This is a genomic window from Streptomyces sp. NPDC050264, assembly GCF_040655895.1.
Classification (GTDB): Bacteria; Actinomycetota; Actinomycetes; order Streptomycetales; family Streptomycetaceae; genus Streptomyces.
On the sequence record NZ_JBFAKV010000010.1, the window covers coordinates 158,664 to 173,761 of the forward strand.

The window sequence follows — 15,098 nt, forward strand, 5'->3', positions numbered from 1 at the left end:
CCGATGCCGGTACGCAAGGCGCCGGGGCGGCTGTCCGTCCTGCGCACCCCGGTGGGCGGCTGCGCGACGGCGCTGGTCGTCCTCGTGCTCGCGCTGGCCGTCCTCGCGCCGCTGATCTGGGGTGACCGGGCCTCGGTCGTGGACACCGGCGCCCTCCAGCAGGGGCCGTCGGGCGCGCATCCGCTGGGCACCGACAACCTGGGCCGCGACATCCTCCACCGGGTGCTCGTGGCGAGCAGGCTCTCGGTCGAACTGGCCGTGCTCGCCACCCTGATCGGGGTGGCGAGCGGCACGGTCCTGGGCACGGCCCCCAGCGTGCTGCCCCGGTGGGCGGGGCGCCTGGTGACCTCCGCGGTGGGGATCGCGGTGGCCTTTCCCGGGCTGCTGCTCGCCCTGTTCTTCGCGATCGTCTTCGGGGTCGGCGCGAAGGGCGCGGTCCTGGCGATCGGGCTCGCGATGGCGCCGGGTTTCGCGCGCCTCGCACAGACCCTGGCCGCGTCGGTGTCGGGCCGCGACTTCGTGGCGGCGGCGCGGGTGGCGGGGGTGGGGCGGGCGCGGCTGCTCGTGCGGCACGTCCTGCCCAATATCGCCGAGCCGCTGATCGTGAACGCCACCGTCGGCGCGGGCATGGCGCTGCTCGCCTTCTCCGGGCTCTCCTTCCTCGGGCTCGGTGTCCAGGCGCCCGACTACGACTGGGGGCGGCTGCTCGGCGAGGGCCTCAACCAGATCTACGTCAACCCGGCGGCGGCGCTCGCGCCGGGCGCCGCGGTGGTGATCGTGGGCCTCGCCTTCAACCTGTTCGGGGAGACCCTGGCCGCGGCGGTGGGAGCACGGACCCGGGTGGTGTCCACTCCCCCGCCGGCGCCGGTCCCCGCGCCGGCGCCTTCGGGTGGCACACCCGGTGACCCGGTGCTCGTCGTGGAGAACCTGCGCGTCTCCTTTCCCGGACCGGACGGCCGCGGGCCCGGCGGCCGGACGACGCCGGTGCGCGGCGTGAGCTTCGCCGTGGGCGCGGGCGAATCGGTGGGCGTGGTCGGTGAGTCCGGCTCGGGCAAGAGCCTCACCGCCCTCGCCGTCTCACAGCTGATCGAGCGGCCGGGCGTGGTCACGGCGGACCGTCTGGACTTCCTCGGTACGCCGCTGCTCGACACCCCGGCGCGGCAGGTGCGGGGGCTGCTCGGCACGTCCCTTGCGATGGTGTTCCAGGACCCGATGACCTCGTTCAACCCGACCCGGCGGATCGGCCGTCAGCTCGCCGAGGTCGCCGAGGAGCACCAGGGGCTGACGCGCGGCAAGGCGCACGCGCGGGCCGTGGACCGGCTGCGTGCGGTGCGGGTGCCGGCGGCGGCGCGGCGGGCGCGGCAGTACCCGCACGAGTTCTCCGGCGGCATGCGTCAACGGGCCATGATCGGGATGGGGTTGATGGTCGAGCCGCGTCTCGTGGTCGCCGACGAGCCGACCACCGCCCTCGACGTGACCGTGCAGCGGCAGGTGCTCCGGCTCCTCACCCGGGTGCGCGAGAGTGACGGGACGGCGCTTCTCCTGATCAGCCACGACATCACCGTGGTGGCGGGGGCCTGCCGGCGGATCCTCGTCATGTACGCGGGCCGGGTGGTGGAGGACCTGCCCACCGCGGGGCTGCTCACCGCGGCCCGCCACCCGTACACGCGGGCGCTGCTCGCCGCCGTGCCCGCCCTGGACACCGACCGGGACGCGCCGCTCGCGGTGATCCCCGGCCGGCCCCCGGAGCCCGCCGAGGCGCTGTCCGGCTGTGCGTTCGCGCCGCGCTGCCCGTTCGCCGACGAGCGGTGCCACAGCGCCGACCCGGCCCTCGCGGCCGCGGGGGACGCGCACCGGGTCGCCTGCTGGCATCCGCGGGACGGCGCCGTGGTCGCCGCCGGGAACCCGTCCGTGGTGGAGCTGCCGGAGGTGGCACATGAGTGAGCTGACCTTCGACGAGGTGCGGGTGCGCTACGGCAGCGGGCGCTCGGCCCTGACCGCGGTGGACGGCGTCTCCCTCACCGTACCGTCCGGCCAAGTGGTGGGCCTGGTCGGCGAGTCGGGGTCGGGCAAGTCGACGCTGGCCCGCACGGCGGTGGGGCTCGCGCCGCTCAGCGGGGGCCGGGTGCTGCTCGACGGGGAGGACGTGGGCCGCCGCACCCGCCGCGGCAGGCGCCCGCTCCAGATGGTGTTCCAGGACCCGTACTCCTCGCTCGACCCGCGGATGAGTATCGGCGCGTCGATCGGCGAGGCCATGCCGCGGGGCAGCCGCGACCGGCGTACCGAGGTGGCCCGGCTGCTCGAACTGGTCGGCCTCGACCCGGACCGGGCGGCGACGCGGCCCGGCCTCCTCTCCGGCGGGCAGCGTCAACGGGTGGCACTGGCACGGGCGTTGGCGGGACGGCCCGAAGTGGTGATCGCCGACGAGATCACCTCGGCCCTCGACGTGTCCGTGCAGGGCGCGGTGCTCAACCTCCTGCGTGGCGTGCAGCGCCGGCTGGACCTCTCCATGCTCTTCATCTCGCACAACCTCGCCGTCGTCCGCTACGTCAGTGATCTCGTCGCCGTCATGTACCTCGGCCGCATCGTGGAGGCCGGGCCGACCGAGCAGGTTCTCGCCGACCCGCAACACCCGTACACGCGCGACCTGGTGGCCGCGGCACCTTCCTGGCACACCTCGCTGCTGGAGGACACGGTGAGCGAAGTCGCCGACGTGGAGCCGAGCGACCCGCACCGCCCGCCGGCCGGCTGCCGCTACCACCCGCGCTGCCCGCGAGGACCCCTGGTGCACGCCGAGCGGACGCTGTGCGTCACGACGGACCCGGCCGACGGCGCGGCGGGGCGCGCGCACCGGGCCGCCTGCCATTTCGCCGCGCCCTCATCTCCCGTAGATCCGATTTCTCATCTCCCTTAGAAACGAACGGAGTTCGCGCATGAGCGCCGCAGCCGAGCTGCACCGTCGCAGCGTCGTCGCCGACACCCACAACGATCTGCTGTGCGCGGTGGTGGCGCGGCCCGTCGAGCGCTGGGCCGTGTTCTTCCGCGAGCGGTGGCTTCCCCAACTCCGGGCGGGCGGCGTCGACATACAGGTCCTCCCCGTCTTCGTCGACGACGCGTACCGGCCCGAGGGAGCGCTGCGCCGGACGCTGCGGATGATCGAGGCCGCGCACCGGATCGCGGAGGGGAACGCCGACGCGGTGCGGCTCTGCGTGGACGGTAGCGGCATCGAGGCCGCGCTCGCCGACGGCCGGATCGCCCTCGTGCTCGCCCTGGAGAGCGCCCCGGGCGTCGGCGAGGACGTCGAGCTTCTGGAGACTCTGCACCGGCTTGGCGTGCGGATCGCCTCGCTCGCCCACTTCGGGCGGACGGCGCTGGCCGACGGCAGCGGCGAGGACGGCGCCGGGAGCCGGCTCACCCGCGCCGGGGTGGCCGCGCTCGCCGAGATGGAACGCCTCGGCATGCTCTACGACATCAGCCATCTCGGCGCCGCGGGCGTGGAGCACGTACTGGAACTGGCCACGCGCCCGGTCATCGCCACGCACTCGTCGGCGCGGGCCCTGCGCGACCACCACCGCAATCTCAGCGACGCGCAGGTGAAGGACGTCGCGGCGGGCGGCGGCGTGGTGTGCGTGAACTTCTTCGCCCCGTTCCTGCACGAGAGCGACTTCACCGTGGACCGGCTCGTCGACCACATCGAACATCTGGCGTCCGTCGCGGGCGTCCGGCACGTAGGTCTCGGACCGGACTTCGTGAAGGAGGTCCTCGCCGACACCACTCCGCCGTGCTGCGAGCACGCCCCGGTGGAGGGCGTCCCGACCGACCGTTTCCTGCCAGGCCTCGAAGGGCCCGCGGGACTCCCCCTGGTGACCGGGGCGCTGTTGCGGCGAGGCTGGGCCGCGGACGATGTCGCCCGGGTGCTCGGGGGCAACGTACGCGCCCTGCTCACCAGCACTCTCACCTGACCGGCCCCTCCGGGACATTCGAGGAAGAGGTACCGCACCGTGACCCGACGCCCGCGGATCGACGACCTGTACGACATCGCGCTGCCCGAGCAGCCCGCGATCTCGCCCGACGGCACCGAGATCGTGTACGTGCTGCGCGGCGGCGACCGGGCCGCCGACCGCGACGTCCGTTCTCTGTGGCGGGTCGACAGCGCGGGCGACCGGCCGGCCCGTCAACTCACGCGCGGCAGCGCCGACTTCGCGCCCGCCTGGTCCCCGGACGGCGCGTCCCTCGCGTTCCTGCGCGCCCCGGACGGCGGCCCCGCCCAGATATGGCTGCTTCCGGTGGACGGCGGCGAGGCCGAGCGGCTGACGGCGCTGCCGCTCGGCGCGGGCGCCCCCGTGTGGAGCCCGGACGGGAGCGCGCTCGCGTTCACCGCCCCCGTCGACCTCGAAGCGACGGACGGCGAGGACCCGGCCGCCCCGGCGTCGCGGGCGAGTAAGCCGGTCGTCGCGGACCGGCTCGGCTACAAGGCGGACGGCGCGGGCCTGCTGCGCACCGTGCGCAAACACCTCCATGTGCTGGACCTCGCGGGCCGGCGCGTGCGGCAGCTCACCCACGGGGACTGGCAGGCGGGCGGCCCCGACTGGTCGCCGGACGGCGCCCGTCTCGCCTTCTGCGCGGCGCGCGACGCCGACGCGGACCTGACGCTGCGCCGTGCGGCGTACGTCGTCGAGGTCGCGCCGCGCCACGCCGAGCCGGTCCTCGTCGGCACGGCCGACGGCGTCGCCGCGGCCGCGAGTTGGACCGCTGACGGGAAGGCGCTGCTCGTCGCCCGCACCGTACGGTTCGACGCGGGTCTCACCCGGCTCGTGCGGGAACCGCTGGACGGCGGCGCGAGCACCGACCTCACCGGCGTCCTGGACCGCAACCTGATGCCCGGCGGGCCGGGCTACCCGGGCGGGCCGCCGCAGCTCACCGACGACGGGCGCGCCGTGCTGTTCTGCCTGCGCGACCGCGGTCACACGCACCTGTACACCGTCGCCCTGGCGGGGGGCGCCCCGCGCCTGCTCGTCGGAGGCGGATCGCAGCAGGTGTCGGGCCTGTCGGCGGGCGGCGGGCGCGCGGCGATCGTGCTCGCCACCGCCACCTCGTACGGGGAGATAGCCGTCGTCGACCCGGGGTCCGGCGAGGTGACCGTGCGTACCGCGCACGGCGACGCCGGTGGGGCCGTGCCGTTCGTGCGCGAGGAGCGGGAGTTCACCGTCTCCGACGGGACCGTCGTGCACGGCTGGCTGATGCGCGACCCCGCGCGGCAGGACGCGGGGCCGTTGCTCCTAGACATCCACGGCGGGCCGCACAACGCGTGGCACGGGGCGCTCGACCCCGTGCGCCTGTACCAACAGGAGCTCGTGGCGCGCGGCTGGAGCGTGCTGCTGCTCAATCCGCGCGGCAGCGACGGGTACGGCGAGGAGTTCCTCACCGCCGTGATCGGCGGCTGGGGGACGGCGGACGCGGCCGACTTCACCGGGCCGCTCGACCAGTTGGTCGCCGAGGGCGTCGCCGACCCGCGCCGCCTCGCGGTCACCGGGTACAGCTACGGCGGGTTCATGACCTGCTATCTGACCAGCCGCGACGACCGGTTCGCGGCAGCCGTCGCGGGCGGTGTGATCAGCGACCTGACCAGCATGGCGGGCACCTCGGACGCCGGGCGGGAACTCGCCGTCGCCGAGCTCGGCGGACTGCCCTGGGAGATCCCCGGGCGGTACGCCGAGTGGTCGCCGCTGAGCCGGATCGACCAGGTGCGCACGCCGACGCTGATCGCGCAGGGCGACAGCGACGAGCGGTGCCCGGCCGGGCAGGCCGAGCAGTGGTTCCAGGCGCTGCGCTCGCGCGGCGTCCCGGCCCGGCTCGTGCTGTACCCGGGCGGTACGCACCTGCTCCAGCTGGACGGGCGGCCCTCGCACCGCGTCGACTACGGTCGGCGCGTCGTGCACTGGGTCGAGGAGTACGCCGGTGCGCCGGGACAGCCGCGCAGGCCGGCCCTGGACACCGCGCACTGGCAGCGCCGCCTCGCGCACCTCGCCCGTCGGCACCGGGTTCCGGGCGCGACGCTCGGCATCCTGCGGCTCGGCACCGACGGCGCGGGCGACGACAGGCTCCTCGCGGGGCACGGCGTGCTGAACACGGCGACCGGCGTGAGCACCACCGACGACTCCCTGTTCCAGATCGGGTCGATCACCAAGGTGTGGACGGCGACCGTGATCCTGCAACTCGTCGACGAGGGCCTCCTCGACCTGGACGCCCCGGTCGCCGATGTCCTCCCCGACCTGCGCCTCTCGGACCCGGAGGTCACGAAAGCGGTCACGCCGCGGCATCTGCTGACCCACACGAGCGGCATCGACGGGGACGTGTTCACCGACACCGGGCGCGGCGACGACTGCCTGGAGCGGTACGTCGCCCGGCTCGACGAGGCCGGGCAGAACCACCCGCTGGGCGCCACGTTCTCGTACTGCAACTCGGGCTTCAGCCTGCTCGGCCGGGTCATCGAGAAGGTCACCGGGAAGACGTGGGACCAGGCGCTGCGCGAGCGTCTGGTCGCCCCGCTGGGGCTGGCCCGCGCGGTGACGCTGCCGGAGGAGGCACTGCTGCACCGGGCCGCCGTGGGGCATGTCGCCGAGGGCGGCGCCGAGCCCGCTCCGGCGCCCGTGTGGGGGCTGCCCCGCTCGGCCGGGCCCGCCGGTCTGGTCACCGCGGCCGCCGCCGACGTGCTCGGTTTCGCCCGGCTGCACCTGACCGGCGGCCTCGCGCCCGACGGCACCCGGGTGCTGAGCGAGGCATCCGCCGCAGCGATGGCCGCGCACCAGGCGGAGCTGCCCGACCGGCACACGCTGGGCGACTCGTGGGGGCTCGGCTGGATGCGCTTCGACTGGGACGGGCACCGGCTGATCGGGCACGACGGCAACACGATCGGCCAGTCGGCGTTCCTGCGGCTGCTGCCGGAACAGGGGCTCGCGGTCACGCTGCTCACGAACGGCGGCAACGCGCGGGATCTGTACGAGGACCTCTTCGAGGAGATCTTCTCGGAGGTCGCCGGGGTCGCCGTGCCGCCGCGGCTCGCCCCGGCCGCCGCACCGCCGGCCGTCGACGCGTCACGGCACCTGGGGGTGTACGAGCGGTCCGGCGCCCACATCGAAGTCACCGAGGCCGAGGGCGGGTTGAGGCTGACGCACACCGTCACCGGCCCGCTGGCGAGCCTCACGCCGACGCCGGTCCAGGAGTTCGGCCTCGTACCGGTCGAGGACGATCTGTACGTGTGCCGGGAAGCGGGGACGCAGACGTGGATCCCGGTGACGTTCTACACGCTGGCGACCGGTGAGCCCTACGTCCACTTCGGCGCCCGCGCCAACCCGAAGGCCGGCTGACGTGGACGTACGGACCTTCGAAGCGGCACTGCCCGAACTGCTCGACGGGATCGGGCAGTTGGTGCGCACCGAGTCGCCGTCCGCCGATCTGGCGGCGGTGGCCCGGAGCGCCGACGTGGCCGCCCGGCTCGGGACGGCGCTGCTCGGCGCCGCCCCGGAGCGGATCGCGCTCGACGGGGTCACGCATCTGCGCTGGCGGCTGGGCGACGGGCCGCGCCGGGTGCTGCTGCTCGGGCACCACGACACGGTGTGGCCCCTCGGCTCGCTGGCCGCGCGCCCGTTCTCCGTCGAGGGCGGGGTGCTGCGCGGTCCGGGCTGCTTCGACATGAAGGCCGGGGTGGTGATGGCGTTCCACGCCGTCGCCGCGCTCGGCGATCCCGCCGGGGTGAGCATCCTGATCACCGGGGACGAGGAGCTGGGCTCGCCGTCGTCGCGGGCGCTCATCGAGGACGAGGCGCGGGGCTGTGCCGCCGCGCTGGTCCTGGAGGCGTCGGCGGACGGCGGGGCCCTCAAGACGGAACGCAAGGGTGTGTCCCTGTACGAGGTGCTGGCGCACGGGCGGGCCGCGCACGCGGGGCTCGAACCGCACCTCGGCGTCAACGCGACGGTCGAGGCCGCGCACCAGATCCTCACCGTCTCCGCCCTCGGCGACGGCGCGGCGGGGACCACGGTCACGCCGACGGTGCTCACGGCCGGGACGACCACCAACACCGTTGCCGCACAGGGCAGGTTCGCGGTCGATGTTCGGGTGCGGGACGCCGTCGAGCAGGCCCGCGTCGACGGGGCGATGCGGACCCTGCGGCCGGTACTCGACGGGTCCCGGGTCGAGGTGCGCGGCGGTCCGAACCGGCCGCCGCTCGACGCCGACGCCTCCCGCGACCTGTTCGCACGGGCCGCCGGCGTCGCGGACGGCCTGGGCCTCGGGCCGCTGCGCGGGGTCGCGGTCGGCGGCGCCTCGGACGGCAACTTCACGGCCGGCGTCGGCACCCCCACGCTCGACGGGCTCGGCGCGGTGGGCGGCGGGGCACACGCCGATCACGAGCACGTGGAAGTGGCCGAACTTCCCCGGCGCACCGCCCTCGTCGCCACACTCGTCCACCAACTCCTGTTCGGCGAACCGCCCTTGAAGCAGTCGGCGCCGACGAGCCGGACCGCTCCTTCTCGTCCGCGCACACCATGACCGGCGCACCCACGGCAAAGAAGATGACACCTGTGATTGATCTTTCCAGTCCTTCCCATCCGCCCGCCGGCGTGGTCGACAGTGCCGTGGCCGCGGCGGACACCGCCGCCCGCACCGCCGAGGTGAGCGTGCGCCAACTGGACGCGCTGCCCGACCTCGTGGCGGTGCAGCGGCTGTACGAGAAGATCTGGCGGCCCGACGGCAAGACGCCACCCGTGACGACCGAGCTGCTGCGGGCGCTCTCCAAGGCGGGCAGTTACGTCGGCGGCGCCTTCGACGGTGACGAACTCGTCGGCGCCTGCGTCGGGTTCTTCTCGCCGCCCGCGCACGAGGCGCTGCACAGCCACATCGCCGGCGTGGCGGCCCGGATGCGCGGACGCAGCGTCGGCTACGCGCTCAAGGTGCACCAGCGGGCCTGGTCGTTGCAGCGCGGGGTGGCGTCCGTCTCCTGGACGTTCGATCCGCTGGTGCGCCGCAACGCCTACTTCAACCTGGGCAAACTCGCCGCCTCGCCCCTTGAGTACCTGGCCAACTTCTACGGCCCGATGAACGACGAGATCAACGGCTCGGACGACACCGACCGGCTGCTCGTCGGCTGGCTGCTCGACGCGCCCGAGGTCACGGCGGCGTGTTCCGGCGAGCCCGCGCCTGCCCTGCGGGCCGCGGACCTCCCCGGCGCCGTCGTCGGCCTCGGCGTCTCGCCGGACGGCCGCCCGGTGCGGGGCTCCACCGACGGGCCCACCGTCCTGGTCGCGGTCCCCGAGGACATCGAGGCGCTGCGCGCCCAGGACCCCGGCCGCGCCGCGGAGTGGCGGCGGGCGCTGCGCGAGACGCTCGACGGGCTGCTCGCCGGGGGCGCCCGCATCACCGGCTTCGACCGGTCGGGCTGGTACATCGTCGACACCTCCCCGCACGGCGGGGATCACGAGAGGAAGGTGGCCAAGTGAAGCTCAGCGGAGTGGAGTTGCGCCGGATCCGGATGCCGCTGGTCGCGCCGTTCCGGACCTCGTTCGGCACCCAGACCGTGCGCGAGACGCTGCTGCTGCGGGTCGAGAGCGCCGACGGCGAGGGCTGGGGCGAGTGCGTCGCGATGAGCGATCCGCTGTACTCGCCGGAGTACGTCGACGGCTGCGCGGACGTGCTGCGCCGCTTCCTCGTCCCCGCGCTGACCCGCCGCGACCGGCTCGACGCGACCCTCGTCGCCCCGGCCCTCGCCCCCTTCAAAGGGCACCTGATGGCCAAGGCAGCCCTCGAAATGGCCGTCCTGGACGCGGAGTTGCGCGAGCGGGGCGTCCCGTTCGCCCGGGAGCTGGGCGCCGTCCACGAGCGCGTCCCGTGCGGGGTCTCCGTCGGGATCATGGACTCGGTGCCGGAACTCCTCGACGCGGTCGCCGGATACCTGGACGCGGGGTACGCGCGGATCAAGCTGAAGATCGAGCCGGGCTGGGACGTGGCCCCGGTGCGTGCCGTGCGGGAGCGGTTCGGCGACGACGTGCTGCTCCAGGTCGACGCCAACACCGCGTACACGCTCGCCGACGCCCGGCACCTGGCCCGGCTCGACCCGTTCGACCTGCTCCTCATCGAACAGCCGCTGCCCGAGGACGACATCCGGGGCCACGCGGAGCTGGCCCGGCAGGTCCGTACGCCGATCTGCCTGGACGAGTCGATCACCTCGGCCCGCTCGGCCGCCGACGCGATCGCGCTCGGGGCCACCAGCGTCGTCAACGTGAAGCCCGGCCGGGTCGGCGGCTACCTGGAGGCCCGCCGCATCCACGACGTGTGCGTGGCCCACGGGGTGCCCGTGTGGTGCGGCGGCATGCTGGAGACCGGCCTCGGGCGCGCCGCGAACGTGGCCCTCGCGGCGCTCCCCGGGTTCACGCTGCCCGGCGACACCTCGGCGTCCGACCGCTACTACCGCACCGACATCACGGCGCCGTTCACGCTGGCGGACGGCCATCTGGCGGTGCCGACCGGGCCGGGACTCGGCGTCGAGCCGCTCGCCGACGCGCTCGCCGAGGTGACGGTGGACACGGAGTGGGTCGCGGCATAGGACGTGCCGCGGCGGTACCCCTGTCGTGCGCGACGAACGGCGCTTAGGATCTCGGCGCATACGACGAACTCGGGTCCCCTTCGCGTCCATACGGTAGGAAGCGTGCTCATCCCGGTGAACGCCCATCCTCGAGCCAGTCTCCGGCGCGTCCTGGACGATCTCGGCTCCACCCTCCTCGACCTCGTCCTCGGTGATCCCGACCGCGCCGACGACATCGGCGGGGTCGTCATCCACGACCCCCTGGACGAACCGGTGCCACCGCGCCAGGCCCTCGTCCTGGGCGTCGCCGTCCACACCCCCGAGCAGATCGCCGCGCTGCTCGACGCGCTGGGCAAGCACGGCGCGGCGGGCCTCGTGGTGCGCTCCCCCGTGACCGTCGACGCGGGCGTCACCGAGGCGGTCGCCCGGTCCGGTGTGGCGCTGCTCGGGCTGACCCGGGGCGCGACCTGGGCGCAGCTGGCGGCGATGGTGCGCTCGCTCATCGCCGAGGGCGATATCGGCGGGCCGGGCCAGGAGACGCTGGGCGGGGTGCCGTCGGGCGATCTGTTCGCGCTGGCCAACGCGATCGCGGCGCTCCTCGACGCGCCGGTGACCATCGAGGACCGCAGCTGGCGGGTGCTCGCCTTCTCCGGGCGCCAGGACGAGGCCGACCCGTTCCGGGTGGAGACGATCCTCGGCCGCCAGGTGCCGGAGCGGTTCACCCGGAGCATGGAGGAGCGCGGCGTCTTCCAGGACCTGTACCGCAACGACCGGGCGGTGTACGTGGACCCTCTGGTGGATGCCGCGGCCGACGCCGATGCCGAGGTGAGCCTGCCGCGGGTGGCGCTCGCCGTGCGCGCGGGCGACGAGATCCTCGGTTCGATCTGGGCGGCGGTGCGGGGCCCGCTCAGCGCGGAGCGCGGCCGCGCCCTCGGTGACGCGGCCAAGCTGGTGGCGCTGCATCTGCTGCGGCAGCGGGCCGGCGCCGACGTGGAGCGGCGGCTGCGCGCGGATCTCGTCGGCACCGCGCTCGAAGGTGGCCCGGGGGTGGCCGAGGCGGTGGCCCGGCTCGGCCTCGCCGAGCAGCCGGGTGTGGTGCTCGCCCTCTCCCTCGCGCAGGGCCCGGGCGAGGACGGCTCCGCGGCGTGGCACGCACGCCATGTCGGGGAGCGGCAGCGCATCGCGGACGCGTTCGCGATGCATCTGAGCGCCGTGCATCCCCGTTCGGCGGCCGCGCTGATCGGGGATGTCGTCTACGGCGTCGTGCCGGTGCCCGCGGACCAGGCGGACGCCGAGCAGCGCGCGGCCAGGGTGGCGGCCGAGTTCCTGGCCCGCGTCGGTGACCGGCACCGGCTCCTGGCCGGCGTGGGGCCCGTCGCGCGGGACGTCACCGCGCTCCCGCTCTCCCGCGCCTGCGCCGACCGGGCGCTGCGGGTCCTGCGGGCCGGGTCGGGCCCCGGCCCCGTCGCGCGCCTGTCCGATGTGCTCGTCGACTCGCTGCTGCTCGAACTCTCCGACCTGATCGCGGAGCGCGGCGACCCGCCGTCCGGCCCGGTGGCCAGGCTCGTCGCCTACGACGCCGCGCACCACACCCGTCTGGTGGAGACGCTGGGCGCCTGGCTCGACGCGTTCGGCGACGTCGTGGCGGCCTCGGCGGCCGTGCACGTGCACCCCAACACGTTCCGCTACCGGCTGCGCCGCCTCGCGGAGGTGGGCGGCCTCGACCTCACCGACGCGGACGCCCGGTTCGCGGCGATGCTGCAACTCCGGCTGTGGCCACGGCTCTGAGAGCCTGGCGCCGCACCGCACCTTGTCGCAGCCGATGGATCGCGAGGGTCCGGCTCGTGCGCGCGGACGAAGCCCGGCGGCGGTCCTGCTTCTAGCCTCTGTGGCCATCGACGGAGCCCCGGCACGGCACGGCTCGGTCCATCCAGTCGCACGAGTCACACGAACCCGCGGGAGACACGGATGAGTTCAGCGCGCAGAGCGACAGCGGCCGTCGGCGTCGCCGTCCTGGGGCTCGCCGGGTGCGGCGGGGCGCAGGGCGGCGGGGGCGCCTCGACCGCGGGGAGCCCGGTCGACGGGAAGACGTTCACCATGGCGCTCCCGTCCGATCCGGGCACCCTCGACCCGGCCATGACCGTGCTGTCGAGCGCCGTCCAGCTCGACCGGTTCCTCTACGACCCGCTGATCAACCTCGACAAGAGCGGCGGCGCGACGGCCGGGCTCGCCGAGAAGTGGCAGGCCGGCACCACGACCGCCCGCTTCACGCTGCGCCGCGGCATCACCTGCGCGGACGGCTCCCCGCTGACCGCGAAGGATGTCGCCGCGAACATCAACTTCGTAGGGGATGCGAGGAACAAGTCACCGCTGGCCGGCTTGTACGTCAGTCCCGGCACCGTGGCGCGGGCCGACGAGGCCGCGCGGGAGGTCCGGGTGACGTCGAAGACGCCGGACGCCTTCCTCCTGCGCAACGTCGGCGGTCTGCCGATCGCCTGCGGGAAAGGGCTCGCCGACCGCTCCTCGCTGGCCAAGGGACGCCACGGCACCGGCATGTTCACCCTCACCGAGACCGTGCCGAACGACCACTACACGCTGACCCGGCGCAAGGACTACGCCTGGGGGCCCGGCGCGTGGCACAAGGACGTGAAGGGGCTGCCCGACAAGGTCCGGGTGCGGATCATCGCCAACGAGACGACCTCGGCGAACCTGCTGCTGTCCGGCGAGCTGAACGCGGCGCAAGTGGTCGGCCCCGACCGGCAACGCCTCACGGCCAGGAAGCAGTTCGCCGCCACGTCCGAGACGGCGCTCGGCGAGATGTGGTTCAACCAGGAGGCGGGCCGGTCGGGCGCGGACGTCTCCGTGCGCCGCGCGCTGACCCGGTCGCTGAATCTGAGTGAACTCGGCAAGGTCCTCACCAGCGGCACCGGCAAACCGTCGCGCGGCATGGCGGCCCTCGCGCCGAAGGCCTGTCCGGGCGACTCCGCCACCGGGGCATTGCCCGAGCATGATCTGGCGGCCGCCAAGTCGGCGCTGGACAAGGCGGGTTGGCGGGCGGGCCCGGACGGCGTACGGGTCAGGAACGGCAAGCGCCTCACCCTCACCTTCGGCTATGCCACGTCCATCGGGACGACGGCGGCCGCGGGCGCGGAGCTCGTACAGAAGGCGTGGCAGAGTGTCGGAGCGAAGGTGACGCTGAAGGGCATCGACAACGCGGGCATCAGCCAGATCCTGTCCGGCGCGGGTTCCTGGGACGCGGTGCTGCTGCCGGTGGCGGTGGGGCTGCCGTCGCAGATCCGACCGTTCGTCTCGGGCCCCACGCCGCCCGACGGTACGAACTTCTCGCGCATCGCCAACAAGGAGTACGACGCCCTGGCCGACAGGGCCGGGCGGTCGACCGGTTCCGCGGGCTGCGCGGCGTGGCGGGACGCCGAGGCCGCGCTGGTCGGGAACGTGGACGTCGTGCCGTTCGTCGACGCGGTGATCCCGGTGTTCGGATCGGGGGCGCGGTTCGAGCTGAGTCTGGCCAGCATCACGCCGTCGTCGATCCGGATGTACGGCTGACCGCCGAAGCGGCCCCGGCAGATGCCGGGGCCGCGGGGTACCGCTACTTCTTGACAGCTACTTCTTGACGGTTACTTCTTGGCGGACTCGACCGCGTGGCCGCCGAACTGGTTGCGCAGCGCGGCGATCATCTTCATCTGCGGCGAGTCGTCCTGGCGGGACGCGAACCGCGCGAAGAGGGAGGCCGTGATCGCGGGCAGCGGCACGGAGTGGTCGATGGCCGCCTCGACGGTCCAGCGGCCCTCGCCGGAGTCGGCGGCGAAACCGCGCAGCTTGCCCAGGTGCTCGTCGTCGTCCAGGGCGTTGACGGCCAGGTCGAGGAGCCAGGAGCGGATGACCGTGCCCTCCTGCCAGGAGCGGAAGACCTCGCGCACGTCGGTCACCGAGTCGGCGGCCTCGAGCAGCTCCCAGCCCTCGGCGTAGGCCTGCATCATGGCGTACTCGATGCCGTTGTGGACCATCTTGGAGAAGTGCCCGGCGCCGACCTTGCCGGCGTGGACGTAGCCGAAGTCGCCTTCGGGCTTGAGCGCGTCGAAGACCGGCTTGACCTTGGCGACGTTCTCGTCGGTGCCGCCGACCATCAGGGCGTAGCCGTTCTCCAGGCCCCAGACACCGCCGGAAACACCGGCGTCGACGAAGCCGATGCCCTTGACGCCCAGCTCGACGGCGTGCTTCTCGTCGTCGGTCCAGCGGGAGTTGCCGCCGTCGACGACGAGGTCGCCCTCGGAGAGCAGTTCCTTCAGTTCGTCGACGGTCGACTGGGTGGCGGCGCCCGCCGGGACCATCACCCAGACCACGCGCGGGCCTTCGAGCTTCTCGACGAGTTCGGCGAGGGACGCGACGTCGGAGACCTCGGGGTTGCGGTCGTAGCCGATGACGGTGTGGCCGGCGCGGCGGATGCGCTCGCGCATGTTGCCGCCCATCTTGCCGAGACCAATAAGACCGAGCTGCATGTCAG

10 protein-coding genes are annotated in these 15,098 nt (G+C 74.1%); 9 read left to right on the forward strand and 1 reads right to left on the reverse strand.

The annotated features are described in order from the left end of the window. Positions 1–3 precede the first annotated feature (3 nt). From AB0J02_RS19960 to AB0J02_RS20000, 9 genes are all read left to right on the forward strand, one after another. Positions 4–1,944: a dipeptide/oligopeptide/nickel ABC transporter permease/ATP-binding protein gene (locus AB0J02_RS19960; protein WP_363195024.1), complete on the forward strand. Its 1,941-nt coding sequence runs from the start codon at positions 4–6 to the stop codon at positions 1,942–1,944. After that, entirely contained in the window at positions 1,937–2,914 is a 978-nt protein-coding gene (locus AB0J02_RS19965) for an oligopeptide/dipeptide ABC transporter ATP-binding protein (protein ID WP_363195025.1), read from the forward strand. The genes AB0J02_RS19960 and AB0J02_RS19965 overlap by 8 nt, the downstream gene beginning before the upstream one ends. Positions 2,915–2,933: 19 nt before the next feature. Then, positions 2,934–3,962, forward strand: a complete 1,029-nt coding sequence (locus tag AB0J02_RS19970; protein WP_363195026.1) for a membrane dipeptidase — start codon at positions 2,934–2,936, stop codon at positions 3,960–3,962. A gap of 39 nt (positions 3,963–4,001) precedes the next feature. Then, entirely contained in the window at positions 4,002–7,367 is a 3,366-nt protein-coding gene (locus tag AB0J02_RS19975) for a serine hydrolase (RefSeq protein ID WP_363195027.1), read from the forward strand. Between the two features lies 1 nt (position 7,368). Continuing rightward, positions 7,369–8,547, forward strand: coding sequence for a M20 family metallopeptidase (locus AB0J02_RS19980; RefSeq protein ID WP_363195028.1), 1,179 nt, complete (start codon positions 7,369–7,371; stop codon positions 8,545–8,547). A gap of 32 nt (positions 8,548–8,579) precedes the next feature. Next, on the forward strand, positions 8,580–9,494 hold the full coding sequence (locus tag AB0J02_RS19985) for a GNAT family N-acetyltransferase (protein ID WP_363195029.1): 915 nt from the start codon (positions 8,580–8,582) through the stop codon (positions 9,492–9,494). Further along, positions 9,491–10,597 carry an o-succinylbenzoate synthase gene (gene menC, locus AB0J02_RS19990; protein ID WP_363195030.1) on the forward strand — a complete coding sequence of 369 codons (1,107 nt, stop codon included), beginning with the start codon at positions 9,491–9,493 and terminating at the stop codon, positions 10,595–10,597. The genes AB0J02_RS19985 and menC overlap by 4 nt, the downstream gene beginning before the upstream one ends. 102 nt (positions 10,598–10,699) lie before the next feature. After that, positions 10,700–12,364, forward strand: coding sequence for a helix-turn-helix domain-containing protein (locus AB0J02_RS19995; protein WP_363195031.1), 1,665 nt, complete (start codon positions 10,700–10,702; stop codon positions 12,362–12,364). A 180-nt stretch (positions 12,365–12,544) separates the two neighbouring features. Next, positions 12,545–14,140: an ABC transporter substrate-binding protein gene (locus AB0J02_RS20000; RefSeq protein ID WP_363195032.1), complete on the forward strand. Its 1,596-nt coding sequence runs from the start codon at positions 12,545–12,547 to the stop codon at positions 14,138–14,140. Between the two features lie 71 nt (positions 14,141–14,211). Here the strand turns inward: AB0J02_RS20000 and gnd are convergent, their stop codons facing one another. Further along, positions 14,212–15,093, reverse strand: a complete 882-nt coding sequence (gene gnd, locus AB0J02_RS20005; RefSeq protein ID WP_363195033.1) for a phosphogluconate dehydrogenase (NAD(+)-dependent, decarboxylating) — start codon at positions 15,091–15,093, stop codon at positions 14,212–14,214. Between the last annotated feature and the right edge of the window lie 5 nt (positions 15,094–15,098).